24 protein-coding genes and 2 riboswitches are annotated in these 23,062 nt (G+C 44.8%); of the genes, 1 reads left to right on the top strand and 23 read right to left on the bottom strand.

Going from position 1 to position 23,062, the window contains the following annotated elements; genetic code table 11:
- Positions 1-10: 10 nt before the first annotated feature.
- Genes MHB41_RS03240 through MHB41_RS03230 form a run of 3 tightly spaced genes read right to left on the bottom strand, consistent with a single transcriptional unit; the run spans position 11 to position 2,715 of the window.
- Positions 11-676: a 3-oxoacid CoA-transferase subunit B gene (locus MHB41_RS03240; RefSeq protein WP_024426691.1), complete on the bottom strand. Its 666-nt coding sequence runs from the start codon at positions 674-676 to the stop codon at positions 11-13.
- Complete coding sequence (locus MHB41_RS03235) at positions 652-1,338, bottom strand: CoA transferase subunit A (protein WP_024426692.1); 687 nt, start codon at positions 1,336-1,338, stop codon at positions 652-654. Before MHB41_RS03235 ends, MHB41_RS03240 begins: the two co-directional genes overlap by 25 nt.
- 12 nt (positions 1,339-1,350) lie before the next feature.
- Positions 1,351-2,715: an aspartate aminotransferase family protein gene (locus MHB41_RS03230; protein WP_024426693.1), complete on the bottom strand. Its 1,365-nt coding sequence runs from the start codon at positions 2,713-2,715 to the stop codon at positions 1,351-1,353.
- 191 nt (positions 2,716-2,906) lie between these two features.
- Here MHB41_RS03230 and MHB41_RS03225 point away from each other — a divergent pair, with 191 nt between their 5' ends.
- Positions 2,907-4,565: a PucR family transcriptional regulator gene (locus MHB41_RS03225; RefSeq protein ID WP_024426694.1), complete on the top strand. Its 1,659-nt coding sequence runs from the start codon at positions 2,907-2,909 to the stop codon at positions 4,563-4,565.
- Here MHB41_RS03225 and ablB read toward each other — a convergent pair.
- From ablB to MHB41_RS03125, 20 genes are all read right to left on the bottom strand, one after another.
- A complete protein-coding gene (ablB, locus tag MHB41_RS03220) occupies positions 4,560-5,405 on the bottom strand; it encodes a putative beta-lysine N-acetyltransferase (protein WP_024426695.1) in 846 nt (281 codons plus the stop codon). The genes MHB41_RS03225 and ablB overlap by 6 nt on opposite strands.
- Before the next feature lie 21 nt (positions 5,406-5,426).
- Positions 5,427-5,621 carry a hypothetical protein gene (locus tag MHB41_RS03215; RefSeq protein ID WP_024424515.1) on the bottom strand — a complete coding sequence of 65 codons (195 nt, stop codon included), beginning with the start codon at positions 5,619-5,621 and terminating at the stop codon, positions 5,427-5,429.
- A gap of 111 nt (positions 5,622-5,732) precedes the next feature.
- Entirely contained in the window at positions 5,733-7,007 is a 1,275-nt protein-coding gene (gene purD / locus MHB41_RS03210) for a phosphoribosylamine--glycine ligase (RefSeq protein ID WP_024426696.1), read from the bottom strand.
- Between the two features lie 12 nt (positions 7,008-7,019).
- Positions 7,020-8,558, bottom strand: coding sequence for a bifunctional phosphoribosylaminoimidazolecarboxamide formyltransferase/IMP cyclohydrolase (gene purH, locus MHB41_RS03205; RefSeq protein WP_070326827.1), 1,539 nt, complete (start codon positions 8,556-8,558; stop codon positions 7,020-7,022).
- Positions 8,559-8,573: 15 nt separating this feature from the next.
- Positions 8,574-9,143, bottom strand: coding sequence for a phosphoribosylglycinamide formyltransferase (purN, locus tag MHB41_RS03200; RefSeq protein WP_024424512.1), 570 nt, complete (start codon positions 9,141-9,143; stop codon positions 8,574-8,576).
- On the bottom strand, positions 9,140-10,180 hold the full coding sequence (purM, locus tag MHB41_RS03195) for a phosphoribosylformylglycinamidine cyclo-ligase (RefSeq protein ID WP_024424511.1): 1,041 nt from the start codon (positions 10,178-10,180) through the stop codon (positions 9,140-9,142). The genes purN and purM overlap by 4 nt, the downstream gene beginning before the upstream one ends.
- 96 nt (positions 10,181-10,276) lie before the next feature.
- Entirely contained in the window at positions 10,277-11,707 is a 1,431-nt protein-coding gene (purF, locus tag MHB41_RS03190) for an amidophosphoribosyltransferase (RefSeq protein WP_024424615.1), read from the bottom strand.
- Positions 11,683-13,914, bottom strand: coding sequence for a phosphoribosylformylglycinamidine synthase subunit PurL (gene purL, locus MHB41_RS03185; RefSeq protein WP_120208697.1), 2,232 nt, complete (start codon positions 13,912-13,914; stop codon positions 11,683-11,685). Before purL ends, purF begins: the two co-directional genes overlap by 25 nt.
- Complete coding sequence (gene purQ, locus MHB41_RS03180; RefSeq protein WP_024424510.1) at positions 13,898-14,581, bottom strand: phosphoribosylformylglycinamidine synthase subunit PurQ; 684 nt, start codon at positions 14,579-14,581, stop codon at positions 13,898-13,900. Before purQ ends, purL begins: the two co-directional genes overlap by 17 nt.
- Entirely contained in the window at positions 14,578-14,832 is a 255-nt protein-coding gene (gene purS, locus MHB41_RS03175; protein ID WP_003214349.1) for a phosphoribosylformylglycinamidine synthase subunit PurS, read from the bottom strand. Before purS ends, purQ begins: the two co-directional genes overlap by 4 nt.
- Positions 14,825-15,547, bottom strand: coding sequence for a phosphoribosylaminoimidazolesuccinocarboxamide synthase (gene purC / locus MHB41_RS03170; RefSeq protein ID WP_025092620.1), 723 nt, complete (start codon positions 15,545-15,547; stop codon positions 14,825-14,827). Before purC ends, purS begins: the two co-directional genes overlap by 8 nt.
- 72 nt (positions 15,548-15,619) lie before the next feature.
- Positions 15,620-16,915 carry an adenylosuccinate lyase gene (purB, locus tag MHB41_RS03165; protein ID WP_008355754.1) on the bottom strand — a complete coding sequence of 432 codons (1,296 nt, stop codon included), beginning with the start codon at positions 16,913-16,915 and terminating at the stop codon, positions 15,620-15,622.
- Entirely contained in the window at positions 16,912-18,054 is a 1,143-nt protein-coding gene (purK, locus tag MHB41_RS03160; protein WP_120208699.1) for a 5-(carboxyamino)imidazole ribonucleotide synthase, read from the bottom strand. Before purK ends, purB begins: the two co-directional genes overlap by 4 nt.
- Entirely contained in the window at positions 18,047-18,535 is a 489-nt protein-coding gene (gene purE, locus MHB41_RS03155; protein ID WP_039183007.1) for a 5-(carboxyamino)imidazole ribonucleotide mutase, read from the bottom strand. The genes purK and purE overlap by 8 nt, the downstream gene beginning before the upstream one ends.
- Positions 18,536-18,704: 169 nt before the next feature.
- Positions 18,705-18,806, bottom strand: a riboswitch (purine riboswitch).
- A gap of 79 nt (positions 18,807-18,885) precedes the next feature.
- Positions 18,886-19,086, bottom strand: coding sequence for an NETI motif-containing protein (locus MHB41_RS03150; protein WP_012009137.1), 201 nt, complete (start codon positions 19,084-19,086; stop codon positions 18,886-18,888).
- Positions 19,083-19,637, bottom strand: a complete 555-nt coding sequence (locus MHB41_RS03145) for a DUF2179 domain-containing protein (protein ID WP_024424505.1) — start codon at positions 19,635-19,637, stop codon at positions 19,083-19,085. Before MHB41_RS03145 ends, MHB41_RS03150 begins: the two co-directional genes overlap by 4 nt.
- Positions 19,638-19,842: 205 nt before the next feature.
- Entirely contained in the window at positions 19,843-20,634 is a 792-nt protein-coding gene (locus tag MHB41_RS03140) for a hypothetical protein (RefSeq protein ID WP_120208701.1), read from the bottom strand.
- Between the two features lie 222 nt (positions 20,635-20,856).
- Entirely contained in the window at positions 20,857-21,036 is a 180-nt protein-coding gene (locus MHB41_RS03135; RefSeq protein ID WP_024424503.1) for a YezD family protein, read from the bottom strand.
- An 11-nt stretch (positions 21,037-21,047) separates the two neighbouring features.
- Positions 21,048-21,209 (bottom strand): hypothetical protein, encoded by a 162-nt coding sequence (locus tag MHB41_RS03130; RefSeq protein WP_166644707.1) that lies wholly within the window; start codon positions 21,207-21,209, stop codon positions 21,048-21,050.
- Positions 21,210-21,417: 208 nt separating this feature from the next.
- A complete protein-coding gene (locus MHB41_RS03125; protein WP_056767517.1) occupies positions 21,418-22,743 on the bottom strand; it encodes an NCS2 family permease in 1,326 nt (441 codons plus the stop codon).
- A gap of 144 nt (positions 22,744-22,887) precedes the next feature.
- Positions 22,888-22,989: riboswitch (purine riboswitch) on the bottom strand.
- Positions 22,990-23,062 lie beyond the last annotated feature (73 nt).

Raw genomic sequence — 23,062 nt, 5'->3', positions numbered from 1 at the left:
GTCATCCTTTCTACACAACAGATTTGACATCAGGCGCTAAAATGAGCGGCGCCTCTGTCGCCCTCATGACATCTTCCGGCTGATACGGCGGCATGACTTCACGCAAAATGAGCAGCTGTGATTTGACCTCAATGACTGCCATATCCGTAATAATCAGATCTACACAAGACTTAGCAGTTAAGGGCAGCGTGCAGGCTGCTTTTATCTTAGATTGTCCATGTTTATCAAGGTGGCTCATCACGACCACCACCTTTTTCGCTTTTTGCGCAAGTTCAATCGCTCCACCCATACCCGGCACTCGTTTCCCTGGCACAATCCAATTGGCAAGATCCCCATGACTGCTGACTTCAAGTGCACCTAAAATGGTCATATCCAGCATTCCTTTGCGAATGATGCCAAAAGCGGTTGTGCTGTCCATATATGAGCCGCCTTTTGTTAACGTAATGGGAAAACCGCCGGCATTGCACAAATTCGGATCTTCTTCCCCTTGTACTGGTGAACCGCCTGCTCCCATAATGCCGTTTTCTGCATGCAGCCACACCTCGTAATGTGCTGGGATGTATTCAGCTGCAAGGGTCGGGATGCCGATCCCAAGATTGACGATCATCCCATCTTCAATTTCCTGTGCCGCGCGTTTGGCTATGCGGTGTCTTAAATCGATGTCTCCCATGCCCATGTCCAGTTCACTCCTTTTGATTGCACGATCTGGTTCACAAATACGCCTGGTGTGACGATTTCCTCTGGATGAAGCCTACCAACAGGCACAATCTCTTCTACTTCCGCAATGGTCCAGTCTCCTGCCATCGCCACAATCGGGTTTGTATTCCGCGCGCTTTTATCAAAAATCAGGTTGCCTGCTTCATCTGCTTTGAGGGCATTCACAATCGCGATATCCGCAGTCAGTGCAGGCTCAAGAATATACTTCTTTCCATCCAGCTGAACCAATTGTTTCTCATCAAGATTGAGACTATCCATGCCGACATCTGTCACAATGCCCGCTAAACCCATCCCGCCTGCCCTGATCTTTTCTGCTAGGATGCCCTGCGGGTAAAAAAGAACGTCTAGTGTACCTGCCTGCATTTTCTGCCCAGCAATTGGATTTGAGCCAATATGAGAGGCAATGATTTTCTTCACTCTTCCTTCTGTGATCAGCCTGCCAACACCGATTTGCGGGAAGCCTGCATCGTTTCCGATCAATGTCAGGTCTTTGATATTGGCTTCTAGGATGGCATCGATCAATGATGGCGGGGACCCCACACCGCCAAAGCCGCCAAACATGATGGTCATTCCGTCTCTAAAATGCGTGATGACTTGATCAAAGTTCGCTGTTTTGTTCATCATTTTTCCTCCCTACATGGCAGATGGGAAAAACCCTCGATTGATGACTTCTTGCTCGACCTGCGTCATTGTCTGCCCGAATAAATGAATCAGTTCATCCATCTCCTGCTGCGTAATGGAAAGAGGTGGTGCGATCATGACCGCTGCACCTCCCACACCATCCTCTCCAGCGCTTGCTGGGTAAACAAGCAAACCATTTTGCTTGGCCGTCTCCACAACTAAATGCGTCATTTGAGCATGGGCAGGAAATGGTGTTTTCGATAATCGGTCTGCGACAAACTCAATGCCAATGAGCAGTCCCTTTCCTCTCACATCCCCTATGATGGAATGTTTTGTTTGCAAATCCTTTAAAGCATTCATTAAATATCGGCCAGACAGATCAGCCCGTTCTGAAAGCTGGTGTTTTTTCATGTATCGAATGACAGCCAGTGAGACGGCTGCTGAAAGCGGATTGCCGCTATAAGTGTGGCCTGCCATCACAGAGCCCGAACCGCTGAGAATCGGTGCAATCACATGATCCGCTGAGACAGCTGCTGCAATTGGTGAATAGCCGGCGCTCATGCCTTTTCCGAGTACCATAATATCTGGTACGACGCCCCAATGTTCCATGGCAAACATTTTCCCAGTTCGTCCAAAGCCTGTCATGACTTCATCTGCAATCATTAAAATATCGTTTTCCTCACAAACTCGCTTCATCGCCGCAAAATATCCATCTGGCGGAACAAGCGCCGCGCCCGCTGCTCCAACAATCGGCTCTGCAATAAAAGCCGCAATCCTCTCTTTTCCTATACGCTGGATGACAGTTTTAAATTCCTGTACATACCATTCGACCTGCTTGCTTTCTTCCTTTGGCAGCCACGAACGGTAGCTGTATGGCGGAGACAGCACCGGGTGTTTTTCGAGCAGTGGTTCAAAGCGCTCTCTCCTTGCAATATGCCCTGACATCGACAGCGCACCGAGTGTGATGCCATGATAACTCATCCATCTTGAAATGATGTGATTCTTCTCAGCCTTCCCCTGCTCCTGCCAATGCTGAATGGCAATTTTCATGGCGGTTTCTGTTGCCTCTGATCCGCTTCCGACAAAAAAAGACCAGTTCAGGTTCCCTGGGCAGAGCGTACTCAATTCATAGGCAAGTTCTTCTGCTGGTTCATTTGTGAATTGTGATCTGTACGTAAAGCTCACCTTTTCCGCTTGCTCTGTCATGGCATCAATGATGTCTCGTATGCCATGTCCAATACTCGCCGTGACAGCACCCGATGAGCCGTCTAAATATTTTTTCCCGTCCCGATCATATAAATAAATCCCCTCTCCTTTCACAGCCACAGGATAATGCTGATTCAACATCGGTTTGATTAAGTAATCCCGGGTCTCCACTTTGTCATTCCTCCCTTTCTCGTCAGCAGCTGCATCTTTCTTTTTTCATGAATCGCAAGAAAATTTTGTATACTTGTTATAAGATTAGCTTAATCAAGAGGGCAGTCATCCTCCATTCGCCACATGCCCGAATTTCACACGTATTTTTTATACATCGTGTATAAGAGTGTTCAAAAGGAGGTCATGAGTCTATGGCGATTCTCGTCAAAGATGCACTCTCGCTCGATATCATGAAGGAAACAAAGCTGCTTGCTGGGGAAAATGGACTGGATCGTCTCATTCAGTGGGTGACCATCGTGGAAATTATCGAAGATACTTCAAGGCTTTCAGAAGGGGAACTGCTCGTCACAACCGGCTTTGGGCTTGCAGACAATCAGGAAAGGCGCACCCGGCTTGAGGAGCTGATTCAATCTCAACGCCTATCGGCCATTGCGATTTATAAAGGCGTATACTTAACGGAAATTCCGGCATCACTGATCGAAGCTGCCAAAAACAGCGGCATTCCACTCATCGAGATTCCTTCACATGTCAACTTCTCAGACATTACAAAAGCCGTCCTAGAGCAAATCGTCAGCAGCCAGCTCCATCAGCTTAAATATTCTTCAGCCATTCACCAAAGACTAACCCATTTAAATGTCAGCAATAAAAATGTCACACAAATTACAGATGAGCTGGCACACCTCACTTCGGCGAACATCGTTGTGCTTGATGTTTTTTTACATCAAACAGCAGCTCATCTCATAAAAGATGAAGTGACGTACGCTCCTGCTTTTGGCTTTCTGACAGATCATGAACCAATCGAAACGACGCCTCTTCTCAAGCAGGCTGAGGAGAAAGGAAGGCTCGTTTATGACACGTGCGGTGCGTTTGTCCTCGCTGCGTGTCCAGTGATTGCGATGGGCGATATTTTCGGATTTATTGTATCTTTAAAGAAAAAGGATGCGTGGCATCATCTCGACGCGATTGCCATCGAGCATGCCGGGGCGGTGTATGCGATTGAATGGCTGAAGCAAAAAGCCATTCAAGATACAGAAAACCAAATGCAAGGTCATTTGTTAGATGATATTTTGCAGCAGCAATACACAGAAGAAAGCTATGTGGTCGAACAAGCAACAAAGCTGCAATACGATATGAGCGATGAGCAGGTGGTCATCTACTTTCAATTTCAGCATCAGCACACACAGCTCGATCACCAAATGATGCAGCGCCTGTCTCAATTGCTCACGTCGATATTTGAACGCAGACATATTCCTTTTTTACTTAAAACAAGGCTCGATTCCATTTTTGTTCTTACGCCAGCAGGAAAAAAAGCATTTCAAGAAGCAGAGTGGTATCGTGCAGCAGAGGAGTGCCGGAGCACTTGGTCTTATTTTTTTCCCGTCCATCCGATTGTGATTGGCATCGGGAGAGCCTATGACCAAATCGGTCTCTTTGCAAAAAGCGCGAAGGAAGCACAGTATGCAGCAAGGCTTCTTCCACTTTTAAAGACAGACGAATGCATCATTCATTATCAGAAGCTCGGCTTATACGGGATGCTGCTTGAAATGAATGAAGCGGGTATGAATTTGCATGACTTTTACGTGGAGCTGTTAAGTCCCTTGCTTTATACGAAAAAACAGGGGGCTGACCTGATCCATACACTCGAAGTGTATTTGGCACACAATGAAAATATTCAAAAATCTGCGGGGGAATTGTTTATTCACAGGCATACATTAAGCTATCGCTTAAAACAAATTGAAACGAGAACAGGCTGCAGCCTCAAATCCACGGATGACCGGATGAAGCTGCAGCTCAGTATCATGGCGTACCGCCTATCTGGTCTGCTTGATCAGATGAGAACCATTTCATGATTCATTCGGCGTTTTCACCCATAGATTCATATCTTCAATTTTGTCAAAAATATAGCAGTTGTTTTGGAAACGCCCGGTATACGTATAGCCGAGCTGATAAAACACTTGGTTCATTCCATAGGACAGTGCACGTGCGAGAGAATAAAAGACATAGATGTGCATGGATTGAAGTTCTTTTTCGAGTGCTAGAATCAAATGATGCATGAATCCTAGTTTTCTGTATGATGGAAGGGTCGCACAATCTGTTAATTCCGCATGACCATACGGCGCATTGATTTCAGCGGATGCCGCACTCACAATGTGCCCGTCATGTTCAACGGCATAAAAGACGGTCCCTTCCTCCATCACCTTTTGGATGTAATCTGGCTCATTCATTGGCGTAGGATACGTTTCAAAAACGGTATCATAGAGCTTTGCCAGCTTGTGAATATCCTTCGGATCGGCTTTCCTCATCACATACTCATCCTGCCAAGTGCCTTGGTCTTTTTTGAGAGGCTTTTTCTGAATAGACGCAACAATTTCATCTTCCTTCAGCCAATACGGGCTGTTCATCCGATCCTCCGTCAGAAAGAGCGACATGCCGTACGCATCACTTCCAAGGAAATAATGAGAAAACACGCCTTCAAGCCGAAAGCCGTTTTCTAAAAAAAGAGGCATATGCTCACGCCTGACTTTCACAATGACCTTAGAAGCCTTGCAGTCTGCCGCTTCCTGAAGAACCGACTGAATCACATCCCTCACCCTGCCGCTGTAGTCATCCAAACGGATGCGCTCATTAAATGAATCAATACAGATCGAGGCAGAAAAACGCTCGTTTGCAAGTTCCTTCAATTGCACCATATACTCATCCTCTCTTATAAATCAGCTAATAAAAAAAATCCAAATGGAAAATGAAACAATGACGATACCAGAAAAAATCGACATGATCATATACCTAATGGCTGAGCCTTTTTTGGCTTTGTTTTGCTTTCTCGCTTCATACATGATGAGATTGGAGAACAGTATAAATAAAATAAGTAACACAATTGCAAATAGAATGATTCCTTGAATGACCATGCTGCCTCCTCATAAACTCGTCATCCCATACTACTTCTTCATATTCAATCATCATCCCTTCTCATGAATAAAAAACACCTTTCCATCTCGTCAGATAGAAAGGTGTTTTGATTAAACGTTTTTCCCTGCAGCCTTCAGCGCACGGGCACCGATGTCACGGCGATAAAATAGACCTGGCTGTATGATTTCTTCAACCGCTTCATACACTCTTGATCTTGCCGCTTCAAATGTGTCGTCAAATGCGGTTACATTCGCTACACGGCCGCCATTTGTGACGAATTGATCGTTTTCTTTTTTTGTTCCTGCGTGAAAGGTCACTACATCAGTGACAGTCGTTTGCAAGGCACCGATCGGCGTCCCTTTTGCATAGTCTTCTGGGTATCCTTCTGATGCAAGAACCACACTGACAGCCGCAGTGTCTTTCCACTGTAAGTCCACATCTTTTCCATCAAGAATATCGAGGAATACTTGGACTAGATCTGATTCAAGACGAGGGAGAACCACCTGCGTTTCAGGGTCGCCAAAGCGTGCATTGAATTCAATCACCTTTGAGCCTTCTGGTGTCAGCATTAAGCCCGCATATAAAATGCCTGTAAATGGACGCCCTTCCTGCACCATCGCGCGAGCTGCCGGTTTGACGACATCTTCCACCGCTTTTTGGACGACTTCATCTGAAATTTGCGGAACTGGTGAATAAGCGCCCATCCCGCCGGTATTCGGCCCTTTGTCATCTTCAAAGGCCCGTTTGTGATCCTGCGCAATCACCATCGGGTACACCTTTTCTCCGTTGACAAAGGCCATGAGTGAAAATTCTTCGCCTGTTAAAAATTCTTCGATGACAACAGATGCACTTGCATCGCCAAACTTTTCATCCTCTAAGAAATCATGCAGACAATCGACCGCCTCTTCCAGCGTCATGGCCACTGTGACGCCTTTTCCTGCGGCAAGCCCGTCTGCTTTAATAACAATCGGCGCACCCTTTTCTTCCACATATGCCTTTGCTTCTTCAAACGAGGTAAAGGCAGCGTAAGCAGCCGTCGGGATATCGTAATTCTTCATTAAATCTTTTGCAAATTCCTTTGAGCCTTCAATGACCGCAGCTTTTGCATTCGGTCCAAATACTTTTAGACCTGCTTCTTCAAATGCATCAACGACACCTGCGATTAAAGGAACCTCTGGACCGACAATGGTTAAGCCGATTTCGTTTTCTTTTGCAAAACGAATTAATGACTCATGATCGCCTTCGTCGATTGGTACAAGCTTCGCAGCATCTGTCATTCCATCATTGCCGGGTGCGACAAATACTTGGCTGACAAGTTCACTTTGATTCACTTTCCATGCGATGGTATGCTCTCTTCCGCCTCTGCCGATAATTAGTACGTTCACACTGTCATCCCCTTAATGTTTGAAATGTCTAACGCCAGTGAAGACCATGGCGATGCCGTATTCATCTGCTTTTTGAATTGATTCTTCATCACGAATAGATCCGCCTGGCTGAATGATCGCTGTGACGCCTGCCTTTGCAGCAGCTTCCACTGTATCGCCCATTGGGAAGAATGCATCAGAGCCTAGTGCGCTTCCTTTTGCCTTTTCACCTGCTTGCTCAATGGCAATGTTAGCTGAGCCCACACGGTTCATTTGACCAGCACCGATCCCTGCTGTCATTTGATCTTTCGCAAGGACAATAGCATTTGATTTCACATGCTTGACGACTTTCCAAGCTAGCTTTAAGTCTTTCCATTCGTCTTCTGTTGGTTCTCTTTTCGTTGGAATAGAGATGGTTGCTTCCTCTAATCCGTACGTGTCAATATCCTGAACAAGCAGTCCGCCATGGACACTTGTCAGCTGCTTTTCCTTTTTCCCGAGATCCGCTTCTACATCTAATGTTAATAGACGAAGGTTCTTTTTCGCCGTTAACACGTCAAGGGCTTCTTGGCTGAACGATGGGGCGATGACAATTTCTAAGAAAATCGTATGCAGCACCTCAGCCGTTTGTTTGTCTACTTCACGGTTAAGTGCCACAATGCCGCCAAAAATAGAAGTTTCATCTGCCTTGAATGCTCGGTCAAATGCTTCTGCAATCGTTTCTCCTGTGCCAACGCCGCACGGGTTCATATGCTTCACAGCGACAGCTGCCGGCTCCGTGAATTCACGTACAATTTGGAGAGCGGCATCTGCATCTTTGATATTGTTGTAGGAAAGTTCTTTTCCATGTAATTGCTTTGCAGTAGCCAAAGAACCTTTGGCTGGAAGAGCATTTTCATAGAAAGTCGCCGCTTGGTGCGGGTTTTCTCCATAACGAAGGGATTGTTTTTTCTCAAACGTGACAGTGAACTGTTCTGGCTCTGTTTCGCCCACAAAGTTTGTTAAGTAATCCGCAATCAGAGCATCGTATGCAGCCGTATGACGGAATACCTTGGCAGCGAGCTCACGTTTTTTCTCGAGTGACACGCCGCCGTCTTTGATTTGCTGAATGACTGTATCATAGTCACGAGGATCGACAATCACGGTTACGTCTTGGTGGTTTTTTGATGCTGCACGAAGCATTCCCGGTCCGCCAATATCAATGTTTTCAATTGCTTCTTCATACGTCACATCGTCTTTTGATATCGTCTCTTTGAATGGATAGAGATTCACGACAACAAGATCAATCGGCTGAATGCCATGCTTCTCAATCTGTGCCATATGCTCATCGTTTTCTCTCACTGCTAAAAGTCCGCCATGAATGTTCGGGTGAAGTGTTTTGAGTCGTCCGTCCATGATTTCAGGGAATCCAGTGACTTCTGAAATTCCAATGACATCAATGCCGTTCTCTTGAAGAAGCTTATGTGTACCTCCAGTTGAAATCACTTCAACGCCAAGTTCTGTTAATTCTTTCACAAAAGGTACAAGATTCGTTTTATCGGAAACACTGATTAATGCGCGTTTGATCGTCATGCCTTCGTCACCTCATTAAGATAATTCTAAAAGTGATTTGATCACTTTTGGATATAGTGTGTGTTCTAGTTCATGCATTCTTTTTTCAATCGATTCAAGCTCTTCCCCTTGTTCGATATAAATCGCGGCTTGGTCAATAATCGGGCCGGTATCCATACCTTCGTCGACAAAATGGACAGTGATTCCTGCCACTTTGACGCCTGCTTGATAGGCTTGTCCAATGGCATCCAGTCCTGGGAAGGCTGGCAGCAAGGACGGGTGGATATTGACAATTTTCCCTCTGAATGCTTCAAGTAATGTCGGACCAATCAGTCTCATATACCCAGCAAGGAAAATCCATTCCACTTCATGCAGCCTAAGCTGTTCAATGATCGTTTGTTCAAAAGCGGCTTTATTCGGAAAAGCCTTCGGGGTAAAGGCAAAGGAGGGAATGCCCTCTTTCTCAGCACGCTCCAGCACCTTTGCACCCGGTTTATCACAAATCACAATGGCGGCCTCTGCCTGCCACTGTTCTTTTTTTAATGTATCCATAATGGCTTGAAAATTCGTCCCGCTTCCAGAGGCGAAGATCGCAAACTTCTTCATGAGAGGCTTCCACCGCCGAATGTGACACCTTCTCCTTTTTGAACACGGCCGATGAGAAATGCTTTCTCTCCGTCTTCTTCAAGTCCTCTGATCACTTCGACAAGGTCATCTTCTTTTACCGCTAAGACAAAACCAATGCCCATATTAAACACGTTGAACATTTCTTCAGCCTTTAACTGTCCTTTTTCTTGAATAAAGGAGAAAATTGGCGGTACTGGCCATGAGCCGTTATCAATCTCAACGCCAAGCCCTTCAGGCAGCATACGCGGTAAATTTTCAATAAAGCCGCCGCCTGTCACATGTGCCATGCCGTCAATCTTGCCGGCTTTCACTTGTTTGAGAACAGGCTTCACATAAATTTTGGTCGGTTCAAGAAGCTCTTCTCCAAGCGGTCTTGTAAAAGGTTCATACGTTTGATGCAGATCCAGACCAGCGTCTTCCAGCAATACTTTACGAACGAGAGAGTACCCATTGCTATGAATTCCGCTTGAGCTGAGTCCGATAAGCAAGTGCCCCTCTTTGATGCTCTCTCCTGTCACGATTTCATCCTTTTCAACGACGCCTACTGAAAAACCAGCAATATCATATTCATCTTCTGTGTAAAGACCCGGCATTTCTGCTGTTTCTCCGCCGACAAGCGCTGAACCAGACTGCTCACAGCCGTCAGCCACACCTTTGACGATTGATTCAATTTTTATCGGATCTGCTTTACCAACTGCTAGGTAATCTAAGAAAAAGAGCGGCTCTGCCCCTTGTGCCAGCACATCGTTCACACACATTGCCACGGCATCAACACCGATCGTATCGTGTTGATCCATTAAAAAGGCAAGCTTTAATTTTGTTCCGACACCATCTGTTCCTGAGACAAGAACGGGCTTTTTGTATGGCAGCTCAGATAAATCAAACATACCGCCAAATCCGCCTAGAGCACCCATGACGCCTGCTCTTTTTGTACGTTCCACGTGTGTTTTCATTCGTTTGACGGCTTCGTATCCTGCTTCGATGTCGACACCGGCGTTTTTATATGCTTCTGACATCCCATTCACTCCTTTTAGCTGCTTCTCTTCCATTTATTTTCAGCAGAATGAAAGAGCAGCATATCAAATCATCTTGACTGCTGCTCCTTTATTCGATTATTTCGTCAGTGCTGTTTCCTTCACATGCGGAAGAACAGTATCTTCATAAATTTCAGTCGGATATTTCCCAGTAAAGCATGCTAAACATTGACCGCGCTGCGGATCATCATACTTCCTGCCAATCCCGTCCATTAAACCGTCTACAGATAAAAATGCAATGGAGTCTGCACCGATTTCCTGTCTAATTTCTTCCACTGAATGAGAAGAAGCAATCAGCTCTTCATGTGTGGACGTATCAATTCCATAAAAACATGGATGTGCGATAGGCGGTGAACTAATGCGTACATGGACTTCCGTCGCACCCGCTTCTCTCAGCATCGTCACAATGCGGCGGCTCGTAGTTCCGCGTACGATGGAATCATCGACCATCACGACACGTTTTCCTTCGACGACCCCGCGCACAGCTGACAGCTTCATGCGCACGCCCTGCTCACGCAATGCTTGAGACGGCTGGATAAAGGTCCGTCCGACATAACGGTTTTTAATTAAACCGAGCTCATATGGAATACCTGTTGCTTCGGCATATCCAATCGCTGCAGAAATACTCGAATCTGGTACACCTGTCACGACATCTGCTTCGACATGCGCTTCCTCGGCAAGCTTTTTGCCAAGGTTCTTTCTCGCACTATGCACGTTGATGCCGTTGATATTGCTGTCAGGTCTTGAGAAATAAATGTATTCCATGCTGCACATGCTGCGGTTAATGTTCATGGAGAAGCGTTCAGATTTCAGGCCTTCATCATTAATGATCAGCATTTCTCCAGGCTCCACATCTCGTAAATACGTGGCACCGACAACATCAAATGCACATGTTTCAGAAGCAACAACATATGCGTCACCAAGCATACCAAGTGAAAGCGGACGTAAGCCGTTCGGATCAAGAGCCACAATCATTTCTGTTTCCGTCATAATTAAGAAAGCATATGCGCCTTTAAGCATGGACAGGGCATTTTTGATCTGCTCTTTCAATTCAACATAGCCGCTGCGCTTAATTAAATGAGCAAGCACCTCAGTGTCAGAAGATGTTTGGAATATACTCCCCTGGTTCTCTAGCTGCTGCTTTAATTGCGTTGCATTCACTAAGTTCCCATTATGAGCAAGGGCAAGACTGCCGTTGTTTTGCGAGCGGAAGAAGAGGGGCTGCACATTTTCAAAGCCGCCTCCGCCTGCTGTCGCATACCGAACGTGTCCGATCGCACCTTTTCCTTTCAAATCCTTTAGCTCACCGTTTTGAAAGACTTCCGTAATCAGTCCAAGGCCTTTATGTGCCGTCAGGTTTTCACCATCTGTTGCAATGATTCCCGCACCCTCTTGTCCTCGGTGCTGAAGACTATGCAATCCGTAATATGTGATTTGCGGGGCTTCTTCGTGTCCCCAAACCCCAAAGACGCCACACTCTTCGTTTAAGCCTCTGATTTCAGCAAGCATGGGATCGCTCCTTTCCATGCGCGTTCAAGCTCGTTGACCGCTGCATGAATCCATTGTTGTCCTTCTTGATTTTTGACAGTGAATACCCCATCATTTGTGACCGTTCCAACTTCTATCGCATCTTTGACAGCCGCAGCAAACGCTTCGCGATGCTCTGGTTTCACTGTGACGACAAAACGTGACTGTGTTTCACTGAATAATGAAGCTTCGCTGTTTAGATCAATTTGGATATGAGCGCCAAGACCATCTGTTCCAAATGTACTTTCAGCAAGTGCAACACCAAGACCGCCTTCAGACACATCGTGTGCTGATTGAACAAGTCCGTTTTGAATCGCAGCAAGAAGGGCTTCCTGACGAGTGAGCTCTACATCCAAATCAATTTCTGGTGCTTTTCCGTAAATACGGCCTTCTGTCATCTTTTGAAGCTCACTGCCTGCGAATTCTTCCTTCGTCTCACCAATGACGAAAATCACATCGCCAGCCTGCTGGAACGACTGCGTCGTAATATGAGCTGTATCTTCCACCAAACCAACCATCCCAATGACTGGTGTTGGGTAAATGGCTGTTCCATTTGATTCGTTATATAAAGAGACGTTACCACCGATAACTGGTGTGCTTAGCTTGCGGCACGCTTCGCTAATACCGTCAGCAGATTTTTCAATTTGCCAGAAAATTTCTGGTTTTTCTGGGTTACCGAAGTTCAGGTTATCTGTTACTGCAAGCGGACGAGCGCCTGAGCACACAATGTTACGTGCTGCTTCTGCGACTGCGATTTTCCCGCCGACCTCTGGATCAAGGTACAGATAACGTGCGTTACAATCGGTTGTCATCGCAAGGGCTTTTTTCGTTCCGCGGATTCTTAAAACGCCCGCATCAGAGCCTGGTGCAACGACTGTATTTGTCCGAACCATGTAGTCATATTGGTCATAAACCCATTCTTTACTTGCAATTGTCGGCTGCTGGAGAAGCTGCTTTAACGTTTCGGCTGCATCTTTGATAGCAGGTGCTTCAACTTTTGTTTCTAAAAACTCACGATAGTATGCAGGCTCACTTGATGGCTTGTGATAAACCGGCGCTTCTTCTGCAAGTGCATCAACAGGAAGCTCACATACTACTTCACCTTGATGAAGTAAACGAAGCATTTTATCGTCTGTCACATGACCGACTGATACCGCTTCAAGATCGTATTTTTCAAAAATATCAATGATTTCTTGTTCACGGCCTTTTTCAATGACCAGAAGCATTCTCTCTTGAGATTCAGACAGCATCATTTCGTATGCTGACATGCCTGTTTCACGCTGCGGGATAAGATCTAGATTCATCTCGATACCAGAACCTGCTTTACTCGCCATTTCCGCACTTGAGCTTGTCAAGCCAGCCGCTCCCATATCCTGAATTCCAACGAGTGCATCGTTTTTGATGACTTCAAGGCACGCTTCAAGCAGCAGTTTTTCCATGAACGGATCACCGACTTGAACTGCTGAGCGTTTTTCTTCTGATTCATCAGAAAATTCCTCAGATGCAAATGTTGCACCGTGAATTCCGTCACGTCCCGTTTTAGCACCAACGTACATGACCGTGTTGCCGACACCTTTGGCCTGCCCTTTTTTGATGTCTTCATGGTTGATTAATCCAACACACATTGCATTTACGAGCGGGTTGCCTTCATAGCTTTGATCGAAATGAACCTCTCCGCCGACTGTTGGAATTCCGATACAGTTTCCATAGCCTGCGATCCCTGCCACTACTTCTTCAAACAAGTACTTCACGCGAGGTGAAGTCAGTTCACCAAAACGAAGAGAGTTTAATACAGCAATTGGACGCGCACCCATGGAGAATACATCACGGATAATTCCGCCGACACCTGTCGCCGCTCCTTGATACGGTTCAATCGCAGATGGATGGTTATGTGATTCGATTTTAAATACAACCGCTTGGTTGTCTCCAATATCAACGATCCCAGCGCCTTCCCCAGGACCTTGAAGGACGTGCTCTCCTTTTGTCGGGAATTTGCTTAAAACAGGCTTTGAGTTTTTATAACTGCAATGCTCTGACCACATGACAGAAAAAATGCCCGTTTCTGTGTAGTTTGGCAGCCTGCCAATAATGGATTCGATTAAAGCGAATTCTTCATCACTCAATCCCATTTGCTGATACAATTTCTCTTCTTTAATTTGCTTGTGACTTGGTTCAAGCAGTAGTGACATGAGTGTCCCTCCAATTTTTCACGATAGATTGAAACAATTTAAGTCCGTCTGCGCTGCCTAGTAATGAATCAACCGCGCGCTCAGGGTGCGGCATCATGCCGAGTACATTGCCCTCTTCATTCGTTACACCTGCAATACGATTCACACTGCCGTTAATATCGTCTCCGTAAGTGAAAGCGATTTGGCCGCGTTCAATGAGCTTCGCTAAAGTGTCTTCATCACAGTAGAAGTTGCCTTCACCGTGCGCTACAGGAATCGTAATGGATTCGCCTTTTTGATAACCGCTTGTAAATTGCGTTTCGTTGTTTTCTACAATGAGTTCAACTGGACGACAGATAAATTTCAAGTCTTTATTTCGTCTCATCGCACCCGGAAGAATGCCTAGCTCCTGAAGAATTTGGAACCCGTTACAAACACCAAGAACAGGTTTTCCTTCCTCAGCTGCTTTTTTCACCGCCGGCATGATGTTTGAGAAGCGGGCGATCGCACCACATCTTAAGTAATCCCCATAAGAGAAACCGCCTGGTACGAGTACACCGTCAAATCCGTCAAGACTCGTTTCGTCGTGCCATACATATTCAACTTGTTCACCTAACTCATCTTGAATCGCATGGTACATATCGATATCACAGTTAGAGCCAGGCAAGACGATCACTGCAAACTTCACTGTGCGACAACCTCCTCCACCTCATAGCGGTAATCTTCAATCACCGTGTTGGCAAGTAATTTTTCGCACATTTCTTTGACGACTGTGTCTAAATCACGATCTGATTTTTCAATGACAAGCTCCATGTATTTCCCGATACGGACATCCTTTACTTCCTGATAAGACATGCTGTGCAAAGCGTGCTGCACGGCACTTCCTTGTGGATCAAGAACGCTCTCTTTTAAGCTGACAAAAATTTTCACTTTATACATGTTTATGGCCTCCAAGTCTTTTGAAAATTTCTTCGTATGCATTCGTTAAGCCGCCCAGGTTTCGTCTGAACACGTCTTTATCAAGCTTTTCGTTTGTATCTTTGTCCCAAAGCCTGCACGTATCAGGTGAAATCTCATCAGCTAGCAAAATACGATTCTCGTGATCTATTCCGAATTCAAGCTTGAAATCAATTAAATTCACATGACAGTCTGAGAAGATTTGCTTTAACTCTTCATTCACTTGTCTTGTGATTTGTTTCATTTCCTCGACCTGCTCTGGTGTCGCTGCATCTAAAATGCGGATATGATCTTCTGTAATGAGCGGATCACCGAGCGCATCATCTTTGTAGTAAAACTCAATCAAAGGTGTGTCCAGTTTCGTTCCCTCTGGAATGCCGAGGCGTTTTGACATACTGCCTGCCACTACATTTCGTACAACCACTTCAAGCGGAACAATCTGCACCTTTTGAATGAGCTGCTCTGTTTCAGAAAGACGTTTCACAAAGTGATTGTTGATCCCCTTATCATGCAGCATTTGAAAGATTAAGCTCGAAATTTCGTTGTTCAGTCTGCCTTTGCCTTCGATTTCGGCTTTCTTTTCGCCGTTAAATGCTGTAGCTGAGTCTTTATATTCGACATATAAAATATGCTCGTCATCGGTCTGATAGATTTTTTTCGCTTTGCCTTCGTAGAGAAGTTCTTGTTTCACAGTCATTCAGGTTGGCCTCCTAATTTGAATGTTGGCAATTTTCAGGATTAGGCGCCTGGCAAGCAGGCGGCCCATTTCTTACGCAAGACCTAGACGTTCGAAAATCATATCGACATTTTTCAAATGATAGTTGTAATCGAAGCAGTCAGCGATTTGTTCCGGTGTTAAACGTGACGTGATTTTTTCTTCTGCTTCTACTAATGAACGGAACGGCACTTGCTTCTCCCACGCTTCCATCGCCTTTGGCTGAACCGTGTCATATGCCTCTTCACGTGCCATACCTGTATCGATTAATGCAAGAAGAACGCGCTGTGAGTAAATTAAGCCAAGGGTGCGGTCCATGTTGCGTTTCATGTTCTCAGGGAAAACCGTTAAGTTTTTCACGATGTTTGAGAAACGGTTGAGCATATAGTTCAGTGCAATCGTTGCATCTGGTAAAATGATGCGCTCAGCAGATGAATGAGAAATATCACGCTCATGCCAAAGCGGTACATTTTCATAAGCTGTCAGCATATATCCACGGATCACGCGGGCAATTCCCGTCATATTCTCAGAACCGATTGGGTTACGCTTATGCGGCATCGCTGATGACCCTTTTTGTCCTTTGGCAAAGAACTCTTCTACTTCACGTGTTTCACTCTTTTGAAGACCACGAATTTCAACAGCAAATTTCTCAATGCTCGTTGCGACTAAAGCAAGAGTAGCCATGTAATCTGCATGGCGGTCACGCTGCAAGGTTTGGGTTGAAATTGGTGCAGCTTTGATGCCAAGCTTCTCACATACATATTGCTCAACAAACGGGTCGATGTTCGCATATGTGCCAACAGCTCCAGAGATTTTGCCATATTCAATGCCAGCTTTTGCTTGTTTAAAACGTTCTAGGTTACGCTTCATTTCTTCGTACCAAAGAGCAAGCTTCAGGCCAAATGTTGTCGGTTCAGCGTGTACACCGTGTGTACGGCCCATCATGACCGTATATTTGTGCTCTTTTGCTTTTTCTTTTAGTATGTCAACAAATCTCTCAATGTCCTTGAGCAAGATATCGTTCGCCTGTTTTAATAGATATGAAAGCGCCGTATCCACTACGTCTGTCGATGTTAATCCGTAATGAACCCACTTTCTTTCTTCTCCTAGAGATTCAGAGACAGCACGCGTAAAGGCAACCACGTCGTGGCGCGTGTCTTGTTCAATCTCTAAAATACGTCCAATATCAAAGCTTGCATTTTTGCGCATTGTCACAACGTCTTCTTTCGGAATGACGCCAAGCTCTGCCCAAGCTTCACAAGCGAGAATTTCTACTTCAAGCCATGCATTAAATTTGTTTTCCTCTGTCCAGATTGCTGACATTTCTGGTCGTGCGTAACGTTCGATCATTTCCCGTTTCCTCCATCTCTTTCAGTCCATATCTTTGTGATGTTTGTCATCCACTCATCATCGAGCTGTTTCATAAACGTCATATGCCCCATTTTGCGGCCGGCTTTTACTTCATGCTTTCCATATAGATAAAGCTTCGCTTCTTTGAGAAGCTCAGGATGCTCTTTTGGAATGTCCACTTCATCGCCTAATAAATTCACCATCATTCCCTCTGATAAAAGGGCTGTACCGCCAAGCGGCAAACCACATATAGCGCGGACGTGCTGTTCAAACTGACTTGTCTCACATAAATCGAGTGTATAATGACCAGAATTATGCGGGCGCGGTGCCAGTTCATTGACGAGCAGCTTTCCGTCATTTGTCAGGAACAGTTCTACAGCAAGAGTACCAACCAGCCCCAGCTTTTCAGCTAGTGTTGTTGCCAATTCTTTCGCCTTCTCCTGAATGCGGTTCTCTACCCTTGCAGGCACAATGCTTTGGAACAAAATATTATGCTTATGAATGTTCTCAGCGACTGGGAATACTGAAATCTCTCCATGAACAGAACGAGTGACGATCACCGAGAGCTCCATTTGAAATGGAACCCAGCTTTCTAAAATACAAGTTCCATGTGTGAGCAGTGCAGCTGCTTCCTGAAGCTGTCCTTTTTCTTTAATGACGTACTGTCCTTTTCCGTCGTAGCCGCCTCTGCATGTTTTCAGCACGGCTGGCAAACCGAGCACGTCCACTGCGTCTTCCAGCTCTTTTTCATCATGAATGATGCGGTAAGGCGCTACTTCACAGCCTGCGTCTACAATTCCTTTTTTCTCGGTCTCACGATTTTGAGTTAAAAGGAGAAGGTCGCTTCCTTGTGGTAAATAGGCTTCTTCCTTCAGCTGATTGAGTGCATCATAATCAATATTTTCAAACTCATAAGTCACCACATCGCTGATGTCTGCCAGCTTTCGAATCGCTTCAAGGTCACTATATGCGGCTGTGATTTCTTTATCGGCAACCTGTCCGCAAGGAGATTGTGTGACTGGGTCTAGAACTGCTGCCCGGTACCCCATTTGCTTTGCGCTGACAGCCATATATCTGCCAAGCTGTCCGCCGCCAATGATCCCGATGGTTGCGTTTGGAAAAATGGTCTGCTTAGCCAAGCTGATCACTGCTTTCTAGTACAGTCTGTTTTGTCTGCTCTCTTCTTTCTTCAAGGCGAGCTGCGATCGTTTCATCAAATGCTGAAATCATTTGTGCGGCAAGAAGGCCTGCATTTGTTGCACCGGCTTTGCCAATGGCTACTGTAGCAACTGGTACACCGCCTGGCATTTGAACGATGGATAATAAGGAATCCAGCCCGTTTAGTGCCTTTGATTGTACAGGCACACCAATGACCGGCAGTGTCGTTTTTGCTGCGACCATCCCCGGTAAATGTGCTGCGCCTCCAGCACCGGCAATGATGACCTTTAGTCCTTTACCTCTTGCTTCAGTCGCATATTCAAACATCAAGTCAGGTGTCCGGTGTGCGGATACTACCTGTTTTTCATACGGAATGTTTAATTCCTCTAAGATGTCGCACGCATTTTTCATTGTTTCCCAATCAGATGTACTTCCCATGATGACACCTACAAGCGGCTTCATTTTGTCCCCACCTTTAAGCTGTTATTCGATTTTGTATCGTTTGACACGCTTCCCAAACCTAAGCAGCTTGTCAAACGCCGAACAAAAAGGCCCGGTCTGTATTGCAATGTTAGGAAGCAACACAAACCGGGCCATGGTAAGCGCTGTTCGCTTTTGAAACGCCATGTCAGTTTTGTTCACTATCCTGCATAGTCCAGTCATTTACGGTAACTGGGTAGAAACTTATGGGCCATATTCCCAAGATTATATGAGGCTCGTGTTTTGATTTCATGTTTATCTTAACAACGGATGTTCATGATGTCAACGGATTTATCGAACAATCTATGAAGTCGTCGTTTTAATGTTCGGATTTAGACTATTTTTCCTTCAAATACGATTTTTTTCCCAATCGGAATGATCTGAATCGACCCATTTTCCTTCTTTTCTTGAAAAATCGGTTCCTCCATTCGACGGACAGGCGAGTAGCCTTCCGCTGCCATCTGGGACAACACTTGATCAATCGTCATGTTGTCTTCCACATAGAATTTTTTCTTCTTTGGTTTTGCGGTCATTCTTTAATTCTCCTTTTCTTCACAGCCTTCACCCAGAAGCCGCCGTGAATCGATTTGGGCTCATATGAAATGATAAACGCCTTTGAATCCAGCGTCTTAATCGTTTCATATAATTGCAGTTCATATTTTCTCGGTGTTAAAATTTGCAATGCTGTCCGGTCTCCTTCAAGACCGCCTGCTACCCAGCTGGTGACACCATATCCTTTTTCTCTCAATTGTCTTGGGAGATCGACATCCAATTCTTTTGTGATCACGTTAACAGTTGTGTAGCCAAGTGCCAGCTTCTCTTCAATTTTCATCCCGACAATGATCCCCATCCCATAACCTAGCGCATACGCAATGACATTTTGTATTTGATCTAAGTTATCTAAAACGATACTTAACCCAATGACATAAATGAGCATTTCGATCGTACCCGCAAAAGCAGCTGCGTACCGTCTGCCTTTCATCGTTAAAATTAAACGCATGGTGGAAAAAGAAACATAAACAATATTAATCACTAAAATGATTAAAACCATGGTGAACGCATTGGATAAAAGTTGTTGAAGCACGATTCGAACCCCCTGCACTAAAAAATCAAATAAAGCACCCCATATTCTACTAGAGAACATACCTTGATACAATCAAATTTACGCGATCAAAACACATATATCTTTCGACAACAAGGATGGTGTTTGTTACCAAGAGTTTACCCGTTTTTTTCACTTCTCAACATGAAAACCCCCTTTTTCAAAAAAGGAGGTTTTCAGTGTGTTTTTATCCAAATCGAACAGGAACAAGTGATGGAATCAAATACTCCCCGACTATGCCCCAGAGCAGCGCAATAATGACAAGCTCAACCAATAAAAAGACCCAGCCCGCATACATCAAATCTCCTCGTTCGGCATCATGCTCCGACTGAATCGAGCGAAAGAGCACGACCGCAATCAACTGAAGACCGACAAACATCATCACGGATAATATGACGGTCACATATGGAATATTCAGCATGGCAAATACAAGCCAAAGGATGGATAAAACCAAAACCGGCACAAGCGCAGCACCAAACTTCATGATCACTTCTTTCAGTGATATGTTGCCTTTTAGCATGTACTTTCCGAGCAGCCAGACGGTAAGCATCATCAATGTCAACACAATGAGTGTAAAGACTGCCACTCTCAAAAAGGCGTCGCCAAAAGAATAATGAATGCCAAAGCCTAATAAACGGGTCTTTGACGCCTTTAATTGAACATAGTTGCCTAAAGCAAAAAACACGCTGAATAACACAATCGAGATCCAGGCGTACTTCATACGCAATGTTTCCGCTTGATTAATGGCCTGGCTCGGTGATTTTAACATCGCCAGTCCATATGAACCATAACGCTTAAACGCGCCTCCTACACCTTGCAGTATACGCTGGATAGCTGGGCGCTCATCATCCGCTGTTTTTGAGGTTCTTCCTCGTTTTGCAGCGCTGCGGCTGAGGCGGGATTGCCTTGTTTCTTGATCTATTGATGACTCTTCGTTTTTCTTTTCAGATGTCCCCTGATCTTGATCTTTCTCTAACATCTCATATCAACTCCTATCCAATCCTTACAGTGCTAAAAGTGCATGAACTGTTCGGATGACTCCTCTTAAAGTAGCGGAGTCTCTCTATTCAGTCAAGATTCCTTGACGTTCATACGAATAGACGGATAAAAGGCAGCAGAGGTTTTAAAATGGAGAGAAAATAAGACAAAACAAAAAAGCTGACGGCCTCCATCAGCTTTTTATCAATGTTGAAATTCATGGTCAACGATATTGACTCCGCTTTCCTTGCTGGACCCGGAGATTCTCCTGATGAGCGGGGAACCGAGTCTTCTTGGTCGTATCAACCTGTGTAATATGTCCATTATGAATGGTGATGACCACTGATCCATAGTCGATCCCTTTTAAGGCAGATAAAATATAATTCAGCTTTTGTTCATCCATCGCTCATCCCCCTATTTTTGTTTTCGCTCTTTTAAATAGAGAACCTCATTTTCCAGCTCATGAATTGTATAATGCATGAGCGCTTCCTGCTTTTCTTCATGCCCCCATAAAAGGAGCTTTTGAATCAGCACCTGCTTTTTTCGTTCAATCACCTGTCTAAGCCAGCGTGACAAAAGACATCTCCTCCCCTTTTGAATGTCTGCAAGAAAAAAAGGCACCCTGAAACCTTCTATTAAAAAAGGAAATCAAAGCGCCTTTGGTGATCCAATCAGCGAATTATGTCTTTTTATCATAAACACATAATTCCTATAAGTCAACTATGTTTTGATTTTTTTAACAAAAAAACAGCAGCTTCCATGAGCTGCTGTTTCAGATGTTCAATTAATGATTTAAGAAAGCAAAATATAGAATAAAGATGACAAACAATCCATACATAATTGGATGTACTTCTTTCGCTTTCCCTTTAAAGATCATCGTAATCGGGTAGAAAATAAAGCCAACCGCAATACCTGTTGCAATACTGTAAGTCAGTGGCATCATAATCATCGTTAAGAAAGCTGGTACCGCAATTTCAAAACGATCCCATGCAATCTTCGCCAGCGGAGCAACCATCAACGCACCAACAATAATCAAAGCAGGTGCTGTCACATTAGGTGTAACAATGGATAAAAGCGGTGAGAAGAACATCGCCAGCAAGAAGAAAATCCCTGTGACGACAGCTGCAAAACCAGAACGCGCACCAGCAGCAACACCTGAGCTAGATTCAACATAAGACGTTGTTGTAGATGTACCAAGAATAGAACCTACAACGATTGAAGAAGAATCCGCCAAGAGTGCTCTTCCTGCACGTGGCAGCTCATTATTTTTCATTAAACCAGCCTGTGTTGCCACAGCCACAAGCGTACCAGCTGTATCAAAGAATCCAACGAAAAGGAACGTTAAAATCACAATAAGCATTTGAATGGAGAATATTTCTGGTAAGTGAATCAAGGCTTGACCAAAGGTTGGAGACAAGCTTGGAATACTGCCCACAATTTGAGACGGTACTGGTATAAGACCAAAAATCATCCCGGCAATAGCAGTCACAAGCATCCCAATGAAGACACCTGAATTCACACGAAGAACCATTAATATAACAGTCACTACGATACCAAACACCGTTAACAGAACCGGACCACTATGAATATTTCCAATCGAAACGAGCGTATTATCATTATTGGCGATAATGCCAGAGCCTTGCAGACCGACAAACGTAATGAACAAACCAATACCTGCACCAACTGCCAGCTTCAGCTCAGCCGGAATGGCATTGATGATTTTTTCACGGAAACCTGTTAAAGAAAGAGCAACGAAAATCAATCCTGAAACAAACACACCTGAAAGTGCTGCTTCCCATTTGATGCCCATACCAAGCACAACCGAAAAGGCGAAGAACGCATTCAGACCCATACCGGGTGCTATCGCAATCGGATACCTGGCGATCAATCCCATCAGAATACACCCTGCAGCAGAAGCTAACGCCGTCGCTGTAAAGACTGCTCCCTGATCAATACGTAATTTATCTGGAAAATCCGGTACCGACACTAATGCAAGTGTGATCGGATTGACAAACAGAATATAAGCCATCGACAAAAATGTGGTTAAACCACCGATGATTTCTCTGCGGTAATTCGTACCTAACTCATCAAACTGAAAAAACTGTTTCAAGCCAACTGACTCCCTTCATGTCCTTTTGCTTTAGCCTGCCCCATTCACTAGTCAAATAAAAAACGCCCCAACAGTTTTGGGACGCTTGACTACATATGTGAATTCAGACTGTGACATAAAACAAGAACAATGCATGATTTATATCAAACGAGTGTGAATTGACGTAGTCAAGCCATTTACGGTAGCTTGGTAGAAACTTGCGGGCCATATCCCCGCGATTATACGACTTCTATCTATTTGATTTCTGTGTCTATTGTACCAACTTCATTTTTAAAACACAATACGAAAAGCGAACATTTTTCAAAGAAATGTCCGCTTC

Source organism: Bacillus sp. FSL H7-0578, from assembly GCF_038630855.1.
Lineage (GTDB): Bacteria > Bacillota > Bacilli > Bacillales > Bacillaceae > Bacillus > Bacillus safensis.
The sequence above is the reverse complement of the archived record's forward strand: the minus strand, read 5'-3'. Positions and strand labels throughout refer to the sequence as shown.

Coding starts and splice junctions, on each gene's coding strand:
- MHB41_RS03240 (WP_024426691.1), bottom strand. CDS start 676: ATGGGCATGGGAGACATCGATTTAAGACACCGCATAGCCAAACGCGCG.
- MHB41_RS03235 (WP_024426692.1), bottom strand. CDS start 1,338: ATGAACAAAACAGCGAACTTTGATCAAGTCATCACGCATTTTAGAGAC.
- MHB41_RS03225 (WP_024426694.1), top strand. CDS start 2,907: ATGGCGATTCTCGTCAAAGATGCACTCTCGCTCGATATCATGAAGGAA.
- ablB (WP_024426695.1), bottom strand. CDS start 5,405: ATGGTGCAATTGAAGGAACTTGCAAACGAGCGTTTTTCTGCCTCGATC.
- MHB41_RS03215 (WP_024424515.1), bottom strand. CDS start 5,621: ATGGTCATTCAAGGAATCATTCTATTTGCAATTGTGTTACTTATTTTA.
- purH (WP_070326827.1), bottom strand. CDS start 8,558: ATGACGATCAAACGCGCATTAATCAGTGTTTCCGATAAAACGAATCTT.
- purN (WP_024424512.1), bottom strand. CDS start 9,143: ATGAAGAAGTTTGCGATCTTCGCCTCTGGAAGCGGGACGAATTTTCAA.
- purM (WP_024424511.1), bottom strand. CDS start 10,180: ATGTCAGAAGCATATAAAAACGCCGGTGTCGACATCGAAGCAGGATAC.
- purF (WP_024424615.1), bottom strand. CDS start 11,707: ATGCTTGCTGAAATCAGAGGCTTAAACGAAGAGTGTGGCGTCTTTGGG.
- purL (WP_120208697.1), bottom strand. CDS start 13,914: ATGTCACTACTGCTTGAACCAAGTCACAAGCAAATTAAAGAAGAGAAA.
- purS (WP_003214349.1), bottom strand. CDS start 14,832: ATGTATAAAGTGAAAATTTTTGTCAGCTTAAAAGAGAGCGTTCTTGAT.
- purC (WP_025092620.1), bottom strand. CDS start 15,547: ATGACTGTGAAACAAGAACTTCTCTACGAAGGCAAAGCGAAAAAAATC.
- purB (WP_008355754.1), bottom strand. CDS start 16,915: ATGATCGAACGTTACGCACGACCAGAAATGTCAGCAATCTGGACAGAG.
- purE (WP_039183007.1), bottom strand. CDS start 18,535: ATGAAGCCGCTTGTAGGTGTCATCATGGGAAGTACATCTGATTGGGAA.
- MHB41_RS03150 (WP_012009137.1), bottom strand. CDS start 19,086: ATGACCGCAAAACCAAAGAAGAAAAAATTCTATGTGGAAGACAACATG.
- MHB41_RS03140 (WP_120208701.1), bottom strand. CDS start 20,634: ATGTTAGAGAAAGATCAAGATCAGGGGACATCTGAAAAGAAAAACGAA.
- MHB41_RS03135 (WP_024424503.1), bottom strand. CDS start 21,036: ATGGATGAACAAAAGCTGAATTATATTTTATCTGCCTTAAAAGGGATC.